24 protein-coding genes, 1 rRNA gene and 1 riboswitch are annotated in these 19489 nt (G+C 44.0%); of the genes, 23 read left to right on the top strand and 2 right to left on the bottom strand.

Annotated features, from left to right (window positions below; translation table 11 throughout):
• Positions 1-88: ribosomal RNA gene (gene rrf, locus BK120_RS30400) — 5S ribosomal RNA — on the top strand; the annotation flags it as partial.
• A 111-nt stretch (positions 89-199) separates the two neighbouring features.
• On the opposite strand, the gene BK120_RS30405 is transcribed toward rrf, so the two are convergent.
• Positions 200-730 (bottom strand): hypothetical protein, encoded by a 531-nt coding sequence (locus BK120_RS30405; protein ID WP_076271261.1) that lies wholly within the window; start codon positions 728-730, stop codon positions 200-202.
• A gap of 232 nt (positions 731-962) precedes the next feature.
• Here BK120_RS30405 and BK120_RS30410 point away from each other — a divergent pair, with 232 nt between their 5' ends.
• From BK120_RS30410 to rsmI, 10 genes are all read left to right on the top strand, one after another.
• A complete protein-coding gene (locus tag BK120_RS30410) occupies positions 963-1154 on the top strand; it encodes a sigma factor G inhibitor Gin (protein WP_076271262.1) in 192 nt (63 codons plus the stop codon).
• A gap of 105 nt (positions 1155-1259) precedes the next feature.
• Positions 1260-2789 carry an aminotransferase class I/II-fold pyridoxal phosphate-dependent enzyme gene (locus BK120_RS30415; protein ID WP_076271263.1) on the top strand — a complete coding sequence of 510 codons (1530 nt, stop codon included), beginning with the start codon at positions 1260-1262 and terminating at the stop codon, positions 2787-2789.
• Between the two features lie 113 nt (positions 2790-2902).
• A complete protein-coding gene (tmk, locus tag BK120_RS30420; protein WP_076271264.1) occupies positions 2903-3559 on the top strand; it encodes a dTMP kinase in 657 nt (218 codons plus the stop codon).
• A gap of 127 nt (positions 3560-3686) precedes the next feature.
• On the top strand, positions 3687-4016 hold the full coding sequence (locus BK120_RS30425; protein WP_054025787.1) for a cyclic-di-AMP receptor: 330 nt from the start codon (positions 3687-3689) through the stop codon (positions 4014-4016).
• 16 nt (positions 4017-4032) lie between these two features.
• A complete protein-coding gene (locus BK120_RS30430; protein ID WP_076271265.1) occupies positions 4033-4476 on the top strand; it encodes a YaaR family protein in 444 nt (147 codons plus the stop codon).
• 33 nt (positions 4477-4509) lie between these two features.
• Complete coding sequence (holB, locus tag BK120_RS30435; protein ID WP_076271266.1) at positions 4510-5487, top strand: DNA polymerase III subunit delta'; 978 nt, start codon at positions 4510-4512, stop codon at positions 5485-5487.
• A 3-nt stretch (positions 5488-5490) separates the two neighbouring features.
• Positions 5491-6294 carry a PSP1 domain-containing protein gene (locus BK120_RS30440; protein WP_053373398.1) on the top strand — a complete coding sequence of 268 codons (804 nt, stop codon included), beginning with the start codon at positions 5491-5493 and terminating at the stop codon, positions 6292-6294.
• 62 nt (positions 6295-6356) lie between these two features.
• A complete protein-coding gene (locus BK120_RS30445; RefSeq protein WP_076271267.1) occupies positions 6357-6758 on the top strand; it encodes an initiation-control protein YabA in 402 nt (133 codons plus the stop codon).
• Between the two features lie 127 nt (positions 6759-6885).
• A complete protein-coding gene (locus BK120_RS30450) occupies positions 6886-7554 on the top strand; it encodes a tRNA1(Val) (adenine(37)-N6)-methyltransferase (protein WP_076271322.1) in 669 nt (222 codons plus the stop codon).
• Positions 7551-8432 (top strand): 16S rRNA (cytidine(1402)-2'-O)-methyltransferase, encoded by an 882-nt coding sequence (gene rsmI, locus BK120_RS30455; protein WP_076271268.1) that lies wholly within the window; start codon positions 7551-7553, stop codon positions 8430-8432. Before BK120_RS30450 ends, rsmI begins: the two co-directional genes overlap by 4 nt.
• A gap of 131 nt (positions 8433-8563) precedes the next feature.
• On the opposite strand, the gene BK120_RS30460 is transcribed toward rsmI, so the two are convergent.
• A complete protein-coding gene (locus BK120_RS30460; RefSeq protein WP_054025791.1) occupies positions 8564-8818 on the bottom strand; it encodes an AbrB/MazE/SpoVT family DNA-binding domain-containing protein in 255 nt (84 codons plus the stop codon).
• A gap of 270 nt (positions 8819-9088) precedes the next feature.
• Here BK120_RS30460 and BK120_RS30465 point away from each other — a divergent pair, with 270 nt between their 5' ends.
• The 12 genes from BK120_RS30465 (at position 9089) to spoVG (ending at position 19211) form a co-directional block, all read left to right on the top strand.
• A complete protein-coding gene (locus tag BK120_RS30465; protein WP_076271269.1) occupies positions 9089-10387 on the top strand; it encodes an HD domain-containing protein in 1299 nt (432 codons plus the stop codon).
• A gap of 17 nt (positions 10388-10404) precedes the next feature.
• A complete protein-coding gene (locus BK120_RS30470; protein WP_076271270.1) occupies positions 10405-11178 on the top strand; it encodes a TatD family hydrolase in 774 nt (257 codons plus the stop codon).
• Positions 11179-11362: 184 nt separating this feature from the next.
• A riboswitch (cyclic di-AMP (ydaO/yuaA leader) is annotated at positions 11363-11544 on the top strand.
• A gap of 248 nt (positions 11545-11792) precedes the next feature.
• Positions 11793-12941 (top strand): resuscitation-promoting factor, encoded by a 1149-nt coding sequence (locus tag BK120_RS30475; RefSeq protein ID WP_076271271.1) that lies wholly within the window; start codon positions 11793-11795, stop codon positions 12939-12941.
• Between the two features lie 124 nt (positions 12942-13065).
• On the top strand, positions 13066-13614 hold the full coding sequence (gene rnmV / locus BK120_RS30480) for a ribonuclease M5 (protein ID WP_076271272.1): 549 nt from the start codon (positions 13066-13068) through the stop codon (positions 13612-13614).
• A gap of 4 nt (positions 13615-13618) precedes the next feature.
• Entirely contained in the window at positions 13619-14536 is a 918-nt protein-coding gene (rsmA, locus tag BK120_RS30485) for a 16S rRNA (adenine(1518)-N(6)/adenine(1519)-N(6))-dimethyltransferase RsmA (RefSeq protein ID WP_076271273.1), read from the top strand.
• Between the two features lie 76 nt (positions 14537-14612).
• Entirely contained in the window at positions 14613-15497 is an 885-nt protein-coding gene (yabG, locus tag BK120_RS30490) for a sporulation peptidase YabG (RefSeq protein ID WP_076271274.1), read from the top strand.
• Positions 15498-15779: 282 nt separating this feature from the next.
• Positions 15780-16055 carry a biofilm formation stimulator Veg gene (gene veg, locus BK120_RS30495; protein ID WP_053373389.1) on the top strand — a complete coding sequence of 92 codons (276 nt, stop codon included), beginning with the start codon at positions 15780-15782 and terminating at the stop codon, positions 16053-16055.
• Between the two features lie 205 nt (positions 16056-16260).
• The gene (locus BK120_RS30500) at positions 16261-16446 is read left to right on the top strand and encodes a small, acid-soluble spore protein, alpha/beta type (RefSeq protein WP_054025797.1); all 186 of its coding nucleotides are present in this window, start codon (positions 16261-16263) and stop codon (positions 16444-16446) included.
• Between the two features lie 137 nt (positions 16447-16583).
• Positions 16584-17438 (top strand): 4-(cytidine 5'-diphospho)-2-C-methyl-D-erythritol kinase, encoded by an 855-nt coding sequence (gene ispE / locus BK120_RS30505; protein WP_076271275.1) that lies wholly within the window; start codon positions 16584-16586, stop codon positions 17436-17438.
• An 83-nt stretch (positions 17439-17521) separates the two neighbouring features.
• Positions 17522-18349 (top strand): pur operon repressor, encoded by an 828-nt coding sequence (purR, locus tag BK120_RS30510; RefSeq protein ID WP_076271323.1) that lies wholly within the window; start codon positions 17522-17524, stop codon positions 18347-18349.
• A gap of 51 nt (positions 18350-18400) precedes the next feature.
• Entirely contained in the window at positions 18401-18799 is a 399-nt protein-coding gene (locus BK120_RS30515; RefSeq protein WP_305953918.1) for a RidA family protein, read from the top strand.
• A 130-nt stretch (positions 18800-18929) separates the two neighbouring features.
• The gene (gene spoVG / locus BK120_RS30520) at positions 18930-19211 is read left to right on the top strand and encodes a septation regulator SpoVG (RefSeq protein WP_028609566.1); all 282 of its coding nucleotides are present in this window, start codon (positions 18930-18932) and stop codon (positions 19209-19211) included.
• The last annotated feature ends 278 nt before the right edge of the window (positions 19212-19489 follow it).

Genomic DNA, 19489 nt, shown 5'->3' on the forward strand with positions numbered 1-19489 from the left:
CGTTCCCATACCGAACACGACCGTTAAGCCCTTCAGCGCCGATGGTACTTAGACCGCAGGGTCTTGGGAGAGTAGGACGTCGCCAAGCACGAGAGACCTATCGCATGTGATGCGATAGGTTTTTTGTTTCTTCCGTGTCTAATTTTGATTAAAAATTCAGGCCTTAGAACGCTCTGTATGAGCTTCTAAGGCCTCTTTGTTATCTGCGATAATAAGATGCTTCTCTAGACTGAAGCCTAAGTACGCCGTCCTTCTGCTCCTTACGGAAAGAGAAGGACAGAAGCATACGCGGGATCAGCAGCCATAGGTGCCAACTTACAATGCTAATCATCAATGATTCTTTGATCCATGGATATAGAAGCGCAATGGCACAAAGGCCGATCCAGAACATATGACGATGAACTCGGCGAAATAGGAACAGCTTTATATCATTAGCCGGTTTAAATCCAATCCATGGGGGTGTAATACGCCACACCCATTGCCTGTCAGCTGCTTCGTCCACTCGGATAAAAGTAAGCAGTATAATCGCGATATGGATGATTTGCACGACTGCAAAGCCGAAAAGCCATGAAAACAGACCATCCATTTCATACATAAGCATTTGGAAAGCCAATAATACGGCTGCAATAAGCAAATGGCTCTGAATAAGTTCAGGGCGAATGATTTTTCGTTTTACAAGCTGATATTGATAAATTGTAGCATTTTGTTGTTCGGATAATTTTTGACGCATATTTACTTTTCCTTTCCTTCTCAGAGATACTGTGACTCTCGTTAACTATATCGGTATTTACAAGCATTCTGTCCATAGCTTTATGAAACATTTTTACATATGCTGTAACCATTAGCCCATACGGGGCATACGATATATAAATATTTGAAATGCGCTATGAAACAAGTATAAATAGATAGACTATGTGTCATAATAATAGTTAATAAGGGACGATCAGAAAGCGGGGATTGTTATGGACGATAATCGCGAGTATCAGTGTATTATTTGTAACGAAGAAAAGGCTGAAGGTCAGGGTATTCGGATAGTGACCGGTTTTATATGTGATACCTGTGAAGCGGAAATGATAAAAACAGATGTTAAAGATGCCAAATACCCTTTTTTCATTAACCAAATGAAGCAAATATTTTTGGGTAAAAATGCATGAGCGGTTTCTGATTACAGAAGCTGCTCTTTTTTTGTAGTGTTTATTGAATATTATATATAATAGAAATAGGAATGAATGTTTACTGGAGAGGATTGTACATAAACAATGAAGCCCTTTATTGCTCCGTTATTTGAAGCGATTGTGAATCATACCCGTATTAAGCCAATCGGATTTCACGTACCCGGCCATCATGGGGGACAAGCACTTAAGCAACCATCATGGAATGATCAATTAAATGATGATGTAGTCGATTATTTTTATAAAATAATGCAGCTTGATTTAACTGAAATCTCATCAACCGACGATTTGCATCATCCGGAAGCTTCTATTAAAGAAGCACAGCAATTGGCTGCAAAAACATTTGGTTCAGAGGAGACTTATTTTTTGGTTGGAGGAAGCACCTCTGGGAATATGGCGCTGCTGCTCGCCGCATGTGATCCAGATGATATTGTTATCGTTCAGCGGAATGTACATAAATCCATTATAAATGGTTTGAAGCTTGCTGGGGCCAAAGCAGTGTTCCTCTCGCCTCAGATTGAAACGTTATCGGGATTAGCAACGATTCCTTCTGTCCAGCAAGTGGAAGAAGCGCTTATTCAATATCCTGATGCAAAAGCTGTCTTTTTGACTAACCCGAATTATTACGGTATTAGTGTGAAGCTTAAATCATATGTTGAGACTGTCCATAGGTATAATAAGCCGATTTTCTTAGATGAAGCACATGGCGCGCATTATGGCTTGGAGCCAGCTTTTCCACAGTCGGCAATGTCAGAGGGAGCAGACGGCGTTGTACAGTCAGCGCATAAAACTTTACCAACACTTACAATGGGGGCTCTTCTTCACATTCAAGGCAACAGAATATCAAGGGAATTGCTGCGTCAGTCGCTTGCGATGATTCAAAGCTCAAGCCCGTCGTTTCCGATTTTGGCTTCAATAGATATTTCCCGAGCAATGATTGATGCTTTAGGCGCTGATCTTTTTAAACAAAGTCTTGAATCAGCGGCGTTTTTCCGTCAATGGCTGCATCGTCGCTCATCCGTTATACGGGAGATGAAAATCGAAGAAAATAGCGAATCAGGCTTGCGTTCAGATCCGCTGCGACTAGTGTTATACGATTCTAGCGGTAAGCGAACGGGTTATGAGCTGCTGAAGCACCTGGAGCAGCATGGCTGTTTTGCTGAGATGGCGGATCCTAAGTATATTGTACTTGTTGTAGGTATTCAGACATCATTAGAGGACATAAAGAGGCTGCAGGAGGCTGTTGAGGCACTTGAATCCAATGATTCGACTAATAAAAACTCTGATGGGCTGATGTCTGATGATAAAGAGGGGTGTGCGCTGCCAGCAGCTTCAATAGTTCCCTGTCATGAGAGCCGTTCGATCTCAGAGCCTGTTTCGTTTGCAAGATCTAGGTTTAAGAACAAATCAAGTGAGCGAATACAGCTGAAAGATGCTGTACATCATATATCAGCAGAGATGGTTATACCTTATCCGCCTGGCATCGCTATTTTGTATCCAGGAGAGAGAATCACGGCAGAGTTAATTGAGCATATACAACAACTTGCCGAGATGGGTGCAAAGTTTCAAGGCGCTGCTGATGGAATGATGAATACCATAGCTGTTTACCCTGAATAAGCGGAAATAGCAGAACGATTATGAACTTGAAGTAAATGTTGATTGTACTAGGAGTACCGCTTTGTTAATATAGAAGAAAGTATAGTTAACATAACGTTAGGAGAAGCCTTAGTTTGAAAAAAGGTGTATTCATTACCATAGAAGGCGGCGAAGGAGCCGGCAAATCGACACTGATTGAACAGTTGACGAATATAATGCTTCAAAGGGGAAAGTCGATCACGACGACGCGAGAACCAGGAGGCATTCCCATTGCAGAACAGATTCGTGCCGTTATATTGGATCGCGAGAATACTGCAATGGATGCAAGAACAGAAGCACTGCTTTATGCAGCTGCAAGAAGACAGCATTTGGTGGAAAAGGTCGTTCCAGCACTAGAGAAAGGCGAGTTTGTTATTTGTGACCGCTTCGTAGATAGCAGCTTGGCTTATCAAGGTTATGCGCGTGGGCTTGGGATGGATGAGGTCTGGGCCATCAATCAATTCGCGATTAAAGAAGTGATGCCTGATCTGACGATTTACATGGATGTGTCTCCGGAAGTAGGTCTCGGACGTATCGCACAAGCATCAGAGAGGGAAATCAATCGTTTAGACCTAGAGAAGCAGTCTTTCCATGAGAAGGTGCGAGAAGGCTATATGAAGCTGCTGCAGCAGAACCCGGAACGAATCGTGCTTGTAAATGCCGAAAATAGTGCAGATTTGGTGTTTGCTGACGTTTTATCAGCAATTGATGAGCGTTTTGCAGGATTTTTTGCAACCGATGTCAAACTTTAAAGTATAGACGTATTTCTATGCATCAAGAGATTTGTCGTTATGGGGCTTGAGATTCAACGAATGGTTTAATGGTTAAAATTGCAAGTTATTAATAACCTATTCTAATAGTAGTCAAGGGGGAATGAAGATGAAATTAGTAATCGCGGTTATTCAAGATAAGGATAGCAACAGACTGTCAAATGCACTTGTTCGTGAAGGGTTTAGAGCAACGAAGCTGGCAAGTACGGGTGGATTTCTAAGAGCAGGCAATACTACCTTTATGATTGGTATTGAGGACGAGAGAGTACATGAGGTTCTTCAAGTCATTAATGCAAATTGCAAAGTAAGAGACCAATTGGTTACTCCTGTATCACCGATGGGCGGATCAACAGATTCCTATATTCCTTTCCCTGTTGAAGTACAGGTTGGTGGAGCAGCTGTATTCGTAATGCCTGTCGAACGATTTGAGCATTTCTGAATGGGCGTGATATAGGGTGAAAATTGATCAAGGCTTTCGACCATTGGGACAAAACCGTACAAACAACGAAGCCACAAACAAACAGATACAGCCAAGAAGCTTTGCCGATGTAATGGTTCAGCAGGATGCTGATCGTACACAAGAGCAGCTTCAACTGAAGCTGCAGGACATTCATAGACAAGGTGATCGACTTGCTAGAGTGATGACTGTCCGTGAATTGAAAATTTATCGTCAAATGATCAAGCAATTTTTGGAGGACACCATCCGGCGCGGCGTTGTGCTGAAGGAAGTCAAAGGCTTCGATCGCAGAGGGCGAATTAAACGATATAAACTGCTGGATGAGATCGATGCGACACTCGTCTCCATGGCTGAGGATTTACTCGACAGTGAGCAAGGAAGAATTGACTTGCTTAACAGAATCGGTGAGATACGAGGTCTTCTTATTAATTTATTGTTTTGATGATAAGAGAGCAGGGAAAGGTAAGGAACGGCGATGAGCTTCGAAAATATTCCGGGGCAATGGAAAGCGCAGCGGATTTTGACCCACGCTTTGCAGAGCGGTAAAATTTCTCATGCCTATTTATTTAATGGTCCTTCAGGTACGGGAAGAATGGCGATGGCTCGCGAATTTTCTAAGGCATTGTTCTGTACGGCAGGTATTGCCGCTGCTTGCGGGGAATGCTTGGAGTGCAGAAAATTTGAACATGGCAATCAGACAGACTTAACGACGATAGCGCCAGATGGCCAGTCTATAAAAATTGATCAAATTCGCGAGCTGCAGCGGGACTTTTCTTATCGCAATAGCGGGACGAAGCGCAAAGTGTATATGATAGAGCAAGCTGACAAAATGACGCTGCAGGCTGCGAATAGTTTACTGAAATTTTTGGAAGAACCGTTGTCGCCCGTTGTTGCAATTCTAATTACGGATAATGGACAAGCTGTTCTTCCTACTATCCGTTCCCGTACGCAGTGGGTGCCTTTCCTGCCTATGTCGCCTGAGATTATGCTGCAAACTCTTATTGCTGAGGGTGCTCCGTCTATTTTGGCCCGAACCGTTGTTCAATTAACATCAGGTTTAGACGGTGCAAGACAATTTCTCCAGCAGAATCAGTTTGCAGAAATCAGAACCCTAGTGATACAATTAGGCAAGGAGAGTTTGACCCGATTCACCGCGGCGATGATCACTGCTGGACAACAGCTATTCAAAACAGATTTGGTAGAGCATACGCAACTGCTGTTGTCGTTATTAGTTATATGGTTTAAAGATTTGATACAGTTCCAGGCCGGCAGGCAGGACAACATCGTTTTTATAGATCAGTTGGATTGGATAAGTAAACATGCATTTAATCGTTCGTTCGCAGGTTGGGTGTCCTGCATCGAGCATACGTTAGAAGCGAGTAAGCGTATGCGAGCGAATGTTACGCCTCAGCTCGCATTTGAGCAACTATTGGTAAACTTACAGGAGGGCTAATTCTTGTATAATGTCATCGGCGTCCGCTTCAAGAAAGCGGGCAAGATCTATTACTTTGATCCGGTTGAGCATCCCGTGGATAAGGAACAACATGTTATTGTTGAAACAGCACGCGGAATCGAATACGGTAAAGTGGTGGTGGGACAGAAGCAAGTCGGTGAATCGGATGTTGTTCTTCCTCTTAAGAAAGTGATACGTATTGCAAGCGATGTGGATGCAAAAGTTGTTGAAGAAAATCGCGCCGCAGCCAAAAATGCGTTTTCTACTTGTCTTGAAAAAATTAAAGGTCATCAGCTTCGCATGAAGTTAGTTGACGTTGAGTTTACGTTTGACCGTAACAAAATTATTTTTTATTTTACGGCAGAAGGCAGAGTTGACTTTCGCGAGCTAGTAAAGGATTTAGCCAGCGTATTTCGAACTCGGATTGAACTCAGACAAATCGGAGTTCGGGACGAAGCAAAGATGCTCGGTGGTATTGGTCCATGTGGACGAGTGCTTTGCTGCTCCTCTTGGCTGGGTGATTTTGAGCCCGTATCGATCAAGATGGCCAAGGATCAGAACTTATCGCTTAATCCGACAAAAATTTCTGGATTATGCGGTCGTCTCATGTGCTGTCTGAAATATGAGCATGACAATTACGAAAGCATTCGAGAAGAACTTCCGGCAATTGGAAAATTCGTAGTCACCTCATATGGTGAAGGTAAGGTAACTGGTATTAATACATCCACCAAAAGTGTGTATGTGCAATTATTTGATACACCAGGTAAACCGAAAGAACTGTCGATGGATGATGTCGTCATCAAATAAGCGGCAGAGTGCGATTCTCACGGGTGAGGTTACACTCACGCTTGAAGCTCTGGGGTGGGAACTTGGAGAAGAACAATATTTTTGCGAAAATGGACGAGCTGGATAACCAAGTAGGTGTGTTCCATAAGGAGCTTACGGACTTGAAGCAGAAGGTAAAAGAGCTGCTCGAGGATAATAAGCGTCTAAGTGAGGAGAACAACCAGCTGCGTCAGTTGTTTAAGAGAGAGGCTGAGCTAGAGCATGAAGTTGTTGCAGCTCCAGCCAAAGGAATTAAACCGGGAGTAAGCAAAGAGGAACAGGTCATCACTGACCATGCATTCGCGGAAGCGGGAGCAGCTATTGGTGAAGGCCATGACAACTTAACTCGGTTGTATCACGAAGGATTCCACATATGCAACGTTTATTACGGGCATTTGCGGACGGAAGGCGACTGTTTATTCTGTCTATCCTTTCTTAATAAATAGTGGAATCCGTACGACATGCCGCCCTTGCCGCAAGGGGCGGTATTTTTATTAAATAAACAATCAAGGAGCGGCCCAAATCGTGTCGGAACATATAACCTTAGCAGAAAACGAACGTCTCGATGATCTCATGACAGAAAATGGTTTGAAAATTATACAAAGCCGGGAAGTATTCAGCTTTTCACTTGATGCCGTATTATTGTCACGGTTTGCAAGTGTGCCAAAGCACGGGCGAATTGCTGATTTATGTACGGGTAATGGTGTTATACCGATGCTTCTTACAACGAGAACAAATGCGCAAATTGATGCGGTTGAGATTCAACCGAGATTGGCGGATATGGCTAGAAGAAGCGTCATGCTGAATAAGCTGACGGAGCAAATAAACGTTATTGAGCAGGATTTGAAATTGTATCCTAAGATTGCGGGTAACGGGGTATATGATGCGATAACTGTAAATCCACCTTACATGCCAATAACAGCAGGTGAACAAAACGAAAACGAACATTATGCGATCGCAAGGCATGAGATTCATTGTACGCTGGATGATGTCGCAGAAGCATGCTCAAGGTTGGTGCGCCCTGGCGGCAAGGTCTCGATGGTTCATCGCCCTTCGCGTCTGCTCGATATTGTGGAAACGATGCGTAAATGGAGACTTGAGCCTAAGCGGATTCAATTTGTCCATCCTCATGCAAATGCAGAAGCAAACATGGTATTAATAGAAGCAATGCGTGATGGGAAGCCTGACATCAAGCTTCTTCCGCCAATAATGGTATATGAGAATGGGGTGCAGATCGTTTGAATATACAAAAAAGCTTTGCCGATGCTTCCAAAGAAAATGTTGGAAGCCTTTATTTGGTCGCGACACCAATTGGAAATTTAGAAGATATGACATTCCGTGCGATTCGTACTTTGAAGGAAGTACAGCTTATCGCTGCTGAAGATACGAGGCAAACACGGAAGCTGCTTACACATTTCGAGATTGGAACTCGTATTGTCAGCTATCATGAGCACAATAAACAAGCCAGCGGCCCTGAGCTGATCAGATTGCTTTTAGATGGGCAATCCATCGCACTAGTTAGTGATGCGGGTCTACCGGCTGTTTCTGATCCAGGTGCGGATCTGGTGAAGGACGCCATTGAAAATGGTATTTCCGTTATTCCTATTCCAGGAGCGAATGCAGCATTGTCTGCACTTATTATATCGGGTCTGCCTACGGACCGATTTTTGTTTGCTGGATTTCCGCCGCGCGAGCGAAAGTCATTAATGAAATGGCTGCTCGATATGCAAGCACAGAAAGGGACCCTGCTTTTCTACGAGTCACCCCATCGTATAAACAAAACACTTGATGCACTTCAGGAATGTCTCGGCGATCGCCAAATAGCATGTATCAGAGAACTGACAAAACGTCATGAAGAAGCGGTCCGCGGCCGAATTTCAGAATGTATAGCATGGTTTGCGGAGCATCCGCCGCTTGGAGAATTTTGTGTTGTGGTGGAAGGATCAGAGGGTGAAGGGGCAAGTGAGCTGCCAGCGGCAGATATTTGGTGGTCTGAGCTTGATCTTGCTGCCCATGTTGCTCATTATGAGGAACAATTTGATCGTAAGGAAGCCATTAAGAAGGTTGCGCTTGATCGAGGATTGCCTAAACGCGATGTATATAATGAAGTAAATAGATAGATGATTATCATGTATGTGAAATAGTAGACAAAAAAAGACCTTCCTGGCCGGGTTCAAGCGCAGGAAGGTATCAAGGAGTATAAAAAAGGTTAGAATTAACAAGTTAATAAGTACAGTATAACTTATTTTTTTTATTTTGTCACAGGTGTTGGCATTTCTGACAAACAAACATGACAAACAATTTTTCCTTTGAAATAAGATACGTTTTCTGCGTTGCCGCAGAAGATACATGCAGGCTCATATTTCTTAAGCATGATGCGCTCGCCATCTACGTAGATTTCAAGTGCATCTTTCTCGCCTATTCCAAGTGTACGGCGCAATTCGATCGGTATAACGACGCGTCCTAGCTCATCAACCTTACGAACAATACCAGTAGATTTCATCATAATCTATTATTGCCCCTCTCAAAATACGTTTCGTCATCGTTCGACATAGTTTTTGCTTTTATGATTACTATAATACCAACGATTACCATAATAGTCAACCAGGAATATTCCCCGGATAGCTGAATTCACAAGTATTTGACTAGTTAGTACGGTCATATTACTCTGTAATAGAATACAACAGCTTCGACAATTTGGAAACTAATTTCCGACACTATTCGACATGAAAATCATTTTTTGTGTCGAAAATATGAACAAAGGAGATGAGAGACGATGAAAAAACAGCTGACCGAAGAGAAAGTTTTTAAGGATCCTGTTCATCATTATATATATGTACAAGACCAAACGATTTGGGATTTGATCAATACAAAAGAGTTTCAAAGACTGCGCCGGATACGACAGCTAGGAACCTCCTATTTGACCTTCCATGGAGCAGAGCACAGCCGGTTTTCACATTCACTTGGCGTATATGAAATTACTCGAAAAATTATTTCTCAGTTTGAGCGAAACAGCTATCCTGACTGGCCAGTAGAAGAAAAGCTAGTCTCGCTTTGTGCTGCTTTATTGCATGATGTTGGTCATGGTCCGTTCTCGCACTCCTTGGAAGAAGTATTCGACACGGATCACGAAGAGTGGACATGTAACATCATTTTGGGAGATACAGAAATCAATCGCGTGCTAAGTGCTGTATCGGAGCAGTTTCCTGCTCAGGTCGCTGCAGTCATACAAAAAAAATATCCAAAGCCGATTGTTGTTAGTTTGATTTCAAGCCAAATGGATGCTGATCGGATGGATTATTTGCTCCGAGACGCGTATTTTACAGGTGTTAACTATGGAACATTTGATTTAGAGCGCATTTTGCGCGTATTGCGTCCTTATAAAGGGCAAATTGTAGTTAAAGAGAGCGGTATGCACGCAGTCGAACATTATTTGATGTCTCGTTATCAGATGTATTGGCAAATTTACTTCCATCCGGTGACTAGAAGCTCGGAAATTATTCTACGTCAAATATTTCGTAGAGCACAGGAGCTTTACGTGGGTGGTTACTCCTTTCAGTGGATGCCGAAGCAGCTGAAATGCTTGCTTCAAAACACGATGACGGTGCACGATTATCTGAAACTGGATGAAGCGCTCGTTCAGACCGCTTTCGCAGAGTGGGCGGAGGAGCATGATTCTATTTTAAGCGATCTATGTGAACGATTTCTGAACAGACATTTATATAAGTACATTACGCTTGAAAACCCAGATGAAGAGCTGCTAAATGAGATTAGCGAATGTTTCTCTTCTATAGGAATGAATCCGGATTATCATATGGAAATCGATTTTCCATTTGACCTGCCATATGACGTATATCGACCAGATAAAAAAGAAGGAGAAAAGAAAGAAAAAGCGCCGATTTTGTTGTTAGATGGTTTGGAAGATATAAGCGAAATATCCTCTAAATCCGACATTGTTCGTTCTATTACTGGCCTGCATCAAGGACAATATCATCTTTATTATCCAGAAGAGCCGCTCAAACAAAATATTCATCGATTGCCGGATTCACTTCGTAAGCTTTTCAAACTCGAATGAAGGAGCATAACATCAACATGACATTACTTTTTGATACACATACCCATTTAGATTCGGAAAAATTTGATGAGGATCGCGACGAGGTCATCCAGCGTGCGAAGGATGCAGGCGTGCATATGCTTGTCAATATTGGTTTTAACCGTGAAACGATCCCTACAACGATGGCGCTTGCCGAAAAATATGATTTTATATACGCTGCGGTTGGTTGGCATCCGGTTGACAGTATAGATATGCTTCCAGAGGATTTGGAATGGATTGAACGTCTATGCGCGCATGAGAAGGTTGTTGCCATTGGTGAGATTGGACTCGATTATCACTGGGATACTTCTCCAAAAGAGGTACAACAAAGGGTTTTTCGTGAGCAAATTCGTCTTGCTCGTAAGGTGGGCAAGCCAATTGTCATTCATAATCGGGATGCTCATGAGGACATTATTCGTATTCTTCAGGAAGAGAATGCAGCAGAGGTTGGCGGTGTCATGCATTGCTTCTCCGGCAGCTGGGAAACGGCTAAACAATGTCTTGATATGAACTTCTATATATCATTTGGTGGACCCGTTACTTTCAAAAATGCAAGGGTGCCAAAAGAGGTGCTTAAGCAGGTTCCGATCGACCGAATTTTGATCGAAACCGATGCTCCATATTTAACTCCTCACCCGTTCAGAGGGAAGCGAAATGAGTCCTCTTACGTCTCTTTAGTTGCAGAGACAGCAGCCGAATTATTGGGCAAAACGGTAGAAGAAATAGGTGTAATTACGACTGAAAACGGTCGAAGATGTTTTGGTATTGTCTAAAAACGAGAGAAATAATGAGAAATAGAGACCTTTATCGCGTAAAAACTAATTTTTATAGCGATAATCGCTTATTTTTTCCTGCTTTATCCTGCTTTTTCGCTTAAATCGTCTTTTATCGTATCTTTACAATTGACCTCGTATGAAGGTATGATTCATCTCAGAGCAATAAAATTTTGTATTGGATTTCCAGTTTACGCTTAATCTCCATTCGGAGAGCGGGGGAACCATGTACGGTTTTTCGATACCGTATTTTGAATTCTTCAGGGGTGAATTTCGAAGCCATTGCCATGAGCATTGTGTAACGAATAGGGCGACTCTCTTGTCCGAATCCGTCAGCTAACCTCGCAAGCGTTATAGAGAGTGATCAACCTCGTGCATCCATTTTTCTGTATCCCAGTGAATCATTTAACCGGGAAGCCACGAAACAGATCCTCTGTCGGCGGCTTCTTTTTATTTTCGAATAATCGGGAATTTGTCGACATAGGGATAAAAGATGGGGGTGGGAGGATCGATAGCAGTACTGGATTGCGTGCTCGCACGCCAATATACTATAGTCGCGTCAGTTGTATCATGCGTAACACTTGGCGGCGGGGCTATGAAGGAGGACCGATGAAGTGGGAATACTCCAGGTTAAGGACACCCATGGGAAACGATCATCCAGCATGTCTTTCGCATTGCGATGGAAGCGTGAAAACTTGCGTTTGATTCTTTTGAGTGCTACTATCTCAATCGCTATGACTTTCATGTTTTTGGTGTTGTTGTACGGAACGGCTGTCAAAAGCGTCTCCGTAGTAGTGAACGGACAAGAAACCATTGTGGAAACGAAGCAATGGGTCCTGCAACGCCTACTGGATGAACAAGCTATCGCAATTGGACCACATGATGAGGTGTCCATACCGCTTAATGCGGCAATAAAGGACGGAGATCGTATAGAGGTGACTCATGCGATACCGGTAATTGTGAAGGCTGATGGCAAGACCTCTACTGTATATACGACAGAGAGAACAGTGCAGGCAGCGATCGAGGAATTACATATTCCAGTTCGTGGTCAAGATAAAGTAATACCTCCGCTTCATACCGTTTTGGACAACGAATTGACTGTAACCGTCGTTCGTGTAGATAAGAAGGTAGCTGAGACAGAACGTGCAATGCCATTCTCTATTGTGAAGAAGAACGATCCAACGCTGGAAGCGGGCAAGCAGAAGCTTGTTCAACCCGGCAAGGAAGGTCTGATCGTAGAGAGTATCGAGAAGCAGTACGAGGACGGAATTCTTATATCGAAGAAGATGGTCAGCAAAGTGGTTGAAACCGCTGCGGTTAATCAGGTTGTCGCTATCGGAACGAAGAAGGAAGAGCCTAAAGTATCTGTGCTCTCGAACAAGAGCCCGAGCTTTACTTCGCTTACGAAGAGCGGTGTAACGTTTAAGGCGAGAAAAGTACTTAAAAATGTCACGTTGACTGCTTATTCAGCAGACATCTCTTCAACAGGCAAAGATGAAAGCCATCCGCAATACGGGATTACATCATCAGGTACTCGTGTGCAAGAAGGTCGGACGATAGCTGTTGATCCGAAGGTAATTCCCATCGGTTGGTGGGTTTATATTGAAGGAATCGGCTTCCGCCGCGCTGAGGATAAAGGAAGTGCGGTTAAAGGCAACAAAATCGACGTATACTTTGATAGTACAAAGATCGCGAACAAATTCGGCAGGAAAAAAGGCATCACCGTATATGTGCTGGGGCCGAATAAACCAACTGCAAGCTAATTGAGCGGTTACCATCATCTTATCGCAATAATCAATTAAATATGCCATCATAAGGAGAGGCACTGCCTCTTCTTTTTGCATGTCTAAGGGTCTAATACAGTTTATGTAGAAGGGGATGATCTTGGTGATCAAAGAGATCATTGTCGTTGAAGGCAAAGATGATACCGTTGCAATAAAAAGGGCGGTAGATGCAGATACCATAGAGACGAATGGTTCCGCTATCGGTGAGGATGTATTGAAGAGGATTGCGCTGGCCAATGAGCGTCGCGGCGTTATTATATTCACTGACCCTGATCATGCAGGAGAACGCATTCGCAAAATTGTTGCGCGTCATGCGCCAGGATGCAAGCATGCTTTTTTGCCGCAGGAGAAGGCTTTGTATAAAGGGGACATCGGCATCGAAAATGCGAGCCCCGAAGCCATTCGAGCGGCGCTATCAGAGCTTCGTACAGAGTCGGCAGATGAAGCGGGAGAAATTAGCTGGGAAGACTTAATGGATGCAGGTCTGATTGTACATCCTGATGCGTCTAATCGTCGCTTGGTTATAGGAAAGCTGCTCGGAATTGGTTATGCGAATGGCAAGCAGTTCTATAAGCGCTGTACAAGCTTTCGAATTTCCAAAGCAGAGTTTACGGAAGCTTTCCGTCAAATGGAAAAGGAACTGGAGGGATAGCTGAATGAGTCAAGAGCATAGTGAGCTCAGCAAGGAAACGGTAAAGCCATCCGCGATAGAGGTGGCTACGCCCAAACGCACTAAAGAAATCATTGCGAAATACGGTTTTTCCTTCAAAAAGAGTTTGGGGCAAAACTTTCTGATCGATCAAAATATACTGAATAACATCGTAGCGGCAGCTGAGCTTGATGAAACGAAGGGCGCGCTTGAAATCGGCCCCGGTATTGGCGCGCTCACACAGCGGCTTGCCAAAGCGGCTGGTAAGGTGACGGCTGTCGAAATCGACAATAGGCTCATTCCGATTTTGAAGGATGTGCTGGAGGGCGAGGAGCATACAACCGTCATTCATGGCGATGTGCTTAAGCTCGATTTGAAGAAGCTGTTCGAAGAGCAGTTTGCGGACGTAACAGGCGTAAGTGTTGTTGCCAACTTGCCTTATTATGTGACAACGCCAATTCTTATGAAGCTGCTTGAAGAGAAGCTGCCGCTTGAGCATATCGTCGTCATGATTCAGAAGGAAGTCGCGGAGCGGATGGCAGCGAAGCCAGGCGGCAAGGAATATGGCAGCCTTAGTGTAGCCGTTCAATATTACTGCGTGCCTAAGGTTGTCTGCATGGTGCCTCATACGGTGTTTATACCGCAGCCAAATGTAGATTCAGCCGTTATTAAGCTGTCTTTGCGCGACAAGCCTGCTGTTGATGTACCCGATGAGGATCATTTCTTTAAAGTGGTGCAAGCCAGCTTTGCACAGCGACGGAAGACCCTGGCGAATAATCTAACTGCATTCGTGGGCAAGGAGCGCCGCGAAGCATTAACGGAAATGCTTTTAAGCAACGATATTGACCCTATAAGACGCGGTGAGACGTTGTCGCTCGAGGAATTTGCGCGGATTAGCCGCAGCATGCTGGAGGCCGGCTGGTAGAGCTAGGCCGTTTCATCATAAAATACTCACCATTCGCACGTTCTGCCCATAGGATAGACGAAGAGGTGATTTACCCATGAAGCAAGGGGACCTGGTCGTCCGCAAATCGTATGGCGGTGACGTGCTGTTCAAGGTTGAGGCTATTCGTACACATACTGCCGTTCTGAAAGGCACGGATTACCGATTGCTTGCGGATGCTCCGATTCCTGATTTGTCGGTCATACGCGATCCAGAAACGACAAGTGCGGTGCAAGAAGTTCGAATTAAAGTGAATGATTCATTAAGACGTATGCATTCTGAACGGGAACGTCAAGCGGTTGAGAATGAGGAGCATATTCGGCATGCGCTGCAGCAGACTCAACCATTCTTTGAAGTGCCAGGAAAGGTACTTCACCTTGATGGTGATAGTAATTATTTGAAGAAGAGCATGCAGCTGTACAATACGATGCAAGTTCCTTCCCACGGTCTCCATGTGCATGAGTCTCAGATGGCTGATGTGCTTTACCGTCTGCTGCCCCAAATTCAACCGGATATTGTCGTAATAACAGGTCATGATGGCGTACTGAAAAGCCGTTTGCCCATGGATCTGTACAGTTTAAGCAGCTATAAAAACTCACAACATTTCGTTAATGCCGTACGTGTCGCTAGAGAATATGAGAGAAGCCGTGACGGGTTGATCGTTATTGCAGGTGCTTGCCAATCCCATTTTGAAGCTTTGCTGCAAGTGGGCTCGAACTTCGCAAGCTCGCCAGGACGAATATTGATTCATGCGCTCGATCCTGTTTATATAGCGATTAAAGCAAGCTATACATCCATAAAAGACACGATTAACTTAGCAGATGTCATTCATGGTACGATAAGCGGAATTGACGGCGTGGGCGGTATTGAGACAATGGGCAGCTTCCGTGTAGGTCTGCCAAAGCCAAAAATTACGTCACCGAACTCTGTATTAAAGCAGTAACAGATAGCGATATGCTCTGAAGGGATGAATAGAGACTATTTTCAGGCTGAAAATAGTCTAATCAAACATGTCCTTTTCGCCACAATTTTGTATCAAATGTTACGTTTAAATTGAATCAACTTCTTAATATGTATATTTTTTGCTTCGTTATGTATGGTTTTTTAAAAAATGGGTGAAATCACCGTTGACAAGTAAATATACCGACTGATATAATATTTTGCTTTGTTTGACAACCCTCCTCCTTTTGGTTATAATGGACAAGGAAAGAGGTGGTAGTGGACAATGGCAAAAAATGCGCTATTGGATATTAAACGCAGCTTGGAAGCTCATGTTGGCTCCAAAATCCGTCTTCGAGCGAACGGTGGACGACGAAAGACCATCGAACGAACCGGTACGTTGGAAGAAACCTACCCTTCTGTTTTCATTGTAAAGCTGGATGAAGAGCAGCATGCCTTTAAGCGTGTCTCTTACAGCTATGCGGACATACTGACTGAGTCGGTGGAAGTGACCGTATGCAATGATGAAGGTCAAGTCCGTATCGCCCATTTGCAACAATAGAATATATATCGCCTAGTGAGGCATGTTAGCGCAGAATAGCATCTGCGCTTTTTTTTTGCGTTCATTCACATTTGCCTTTGCGAAAAGAAGGCGGCCCTTTCCATCTCCGTATGGTCGCTAGTCATTTGAAGCATACTACCTGTGCAATAGTGACAGCCGTATATTTTGATTAGAATGATGTAAATTCGAATATGGAGGTAATGAAATGGGTCGCAGAAGACGCGGAGTAATGTCTGAGGAATTGAAATATGAGCTTGCTAAAGATCTTGGTTTTTATGATACAGTGCAGCAAGAGGGCTGGGGAAGCATACGCGCGAAGGACGCCGGAAATATGGTGAAACGCGCAATACAAATCGCTGAGCAGGCTGCTGCCAAAACAAATCAACCCTAAGTGATGGCTCCTATTTATTCGTGAAAAAGCTAAGCGGATGACTGTCGAAAAACATTCGATTGTCATCTCTTAGCTTTTATTGCGTTGGTTTGATATAATGATGCTTAAGCTTACGAACGAACGGGTGAACTTATCAGATGAAAATTTATGAAAAAGCTCCTGCCAAAATTAATTTATTGCTCGATGTACTCCGCAAGCGTGATGACGGCTACCATGAAGTCGAAATGATTATGACGATGGTTGACCTTGCAGACCGCCTTGAAATGGAAGAGCTACCTAGAGATACGATCATTATTTCAAGCCAAGTTGGATACATACCGTTAGATGAGAAAAACTTAGCGTTTCAGGCAGCTAGGCTTATTAAAGACCGTTATGATGTTAAGCAAGGCGTATATATTCATTTGGACAAAAAAATACCAGTCGCTGCGGGACTCGCTGGCGGAAGCAGTGATGCTGCTGCTGCCCTGCGAGGGCTAAACCGTTTGTGGAAACTGGAGATCCCTGAGGACGAGCTGTGCAAGCTAGGCGCAGAGCTTGGCTCTGACGTTCCGTTCTGTGTAACGGGCGGCACTGCCATCGCAAGGGGACGTGGCGAGAAGCTTGAACATATCGCCAACCCTCCGCAATGCTGGGTTGTACTTGCCAAGCCGCCAATCAATGTGTCGACGGCTGACGTATATGGCAGATTCCGCGCAAATGAGCTTAAAGAGCATCCATCCATTTCAAATATGGTTGGTGCACTTGAGCGCGGCTCTTTTGCCGATATATGTGAAGGACTTGGCAACGTACTCGAAAAAGTTACGCTGGATGTGCATCCTGAGGTTATGCAGCTGAAGGAAAGTATGATTCGGCTTGGTGCCGACGGTGTGCTTATGTCTGGCAGCGGACCTACTGTATTCGGCCTTGTGTCGAAGGAAGCCAAGCTTCCTCGTATTTATAATGGGCTCCGCGGTTTCTGCAAAGAAGTATATGTGGTAAGAATGCTCACATAAGGCTGACGTTCTCCTTGATTAAATCCGTATAAAAATGTTATATTTACATTATAATATTCGGATTTAGGTGGGGGGAGATGTGTTTGAAAAAGTTGAAACGGAGCTCGCGGTTGGTAGAGATGACCCAATACCTGTTAAGTCGACCCCACACGTTAATTTCACTGACAGCATTTGCTGATCGATATCAATCGGCAAAGTCTTCAATTAGTGAGGACCTGGCGATCATAAAAGAAGTGTTTGAGGAAGAAGGTATCGGCGAGCTTCATACACTTGCAGGAGCAGCAGGCGGAGTAAGATATACGCCTAAGATGCAAGAAACGACGGCTCTTACCATTATGACAAGCATATGCCGCCAGTTAGAGCAGCCTGAAAGGGTCCTTCCCGGCGGTTATTTGTATATAACGGATATGTTAGGCCAACCAGAGCTTCTCGCGGATGTCGGCAGAATGTTTGCAACTGCGTTCGCAGACCGGAAGATCGATGTCATTATGACCGTTGAGACAAAAGGAATACCTCTAGCTTACGCAACAGCTGCGTGCTTGAATATTCCGGTTGTTATTGTACGGCGTGACAATAAGGTAACGGAAGGCTCTGCAGTGAGTATCAACTATGTATCAGGATCAACCAAGCGGATTCAGACGATGTCACTCGCACGTAGAGCGCTTAAGGAGCAATCCCGCGTTCTTATTATCGATGACTTTATGAAGGCAGGCGGAACGATCCAAGGCATGATGGATTTGCTGTTTGAATTTAAAGCTATCGTCGCAGGCGTTGGCGTATTTGTTGAGTCAGGCGAGGTAGAACTCGAGGAACGGCTTCTTGAGGACTATGTCTCTCTAGCTAAACTGACGGCTGTTGATATGAAGACAAAACAAACGACGGTAATTCCAGGCAACTATTTTAAAGAATAGATACGTGTAAATGAGAGCTTATTACATCTTGTTAGGAAGGCTGGGACCATCATGACAACAAAGCAACAAATGCAAGTGATTGCAACGGACAAAGCTCCTGCAGCAATCGGACCTTATTCGCAAGCGATTAAGCTCGGAGGATTATTGTTCACTTCAGGACAAATTCCGCTCGATGCGGCTGGGCAGCTTGTTGATGGCGGCATTGAGGAACAAACGCATCAGGTGTTTAGAAATTTGGAGGCCGTGCTTGCTGCTGCAGGTGCCAGCTTTCAAGATGTCGTAAAAGCGACCGTATTTATGAAAGATATGAATCAATTTGCAACGGTAAATGGCATTTACTCCTCTTACTTCGGAGAGCATAAACCGGCTCGTTCGGCCGTGGAGGTCGCAAGGCTGCCAAAGGATGTTCTTGTCGAAATAGAGGTCATTGCATCGACAATTGTCGAATGAAAACGAAAAAGATTCAAAATAAAAAAAATATTTTAAATTGAGTATGAATTTACCAAAAATGTAGAAGGAATTGGCACAAAAACGTGGAAGTATACACCAAGTCTCTGATAGACAAAGGTGGTGAACACAAGTGCAAATTACTGATGTCAGACTCCGCCGTGTAAATTCCGAAGGGCGTATGAAGGCAATCGCATCCATTACTATTGATAATGAATTCGTTGTTCACGATATTCGTGTCATCGATGGAAACAATGGTATGTTCGTTGCAATGCCAAGCAAACGTACTCCGGATGGAGAATTTCGGGATATCGCTCATCCGATCTCTTCAACCACCCGGGAGAAAATCCAGGCTGCTGTTCTCGCTGAATACGAGCGCGCAGCAGAAGAAGTTGCGATTGAAGAAGGAGCTTAAGGCACTGCATTTTATGTTTTTGGGGTTGATTGGAGAAGAGAGCCATGGCTCTCTTCTCTTTTTTTTGCGAGAGGTGATTGCTAAGCATATGATTACGTGCGACTTATCTTTTTACTATGAAACGAATAGGTTGTAGTGTAGAATGACAGGCAGCGATTCCATACACTTGGAAATCGAGCAACATATTCGTATAATGGAATAGGATGTACGACTTGAATCATTGCAGCTTTCAGCGTTTGCTGATGAAGATAGCACTTTTTTCACACTTATAAAGCTAT

The sequence above is a fragment of the Paenibacillus sp. FSL A5-0031 genome, from assembly GCF_001956295.1.
GTDB lineage: Bacteria > Bacillota > Bacilli > Paenibacillales > Paenibacillaceae > Pristimantibacillus.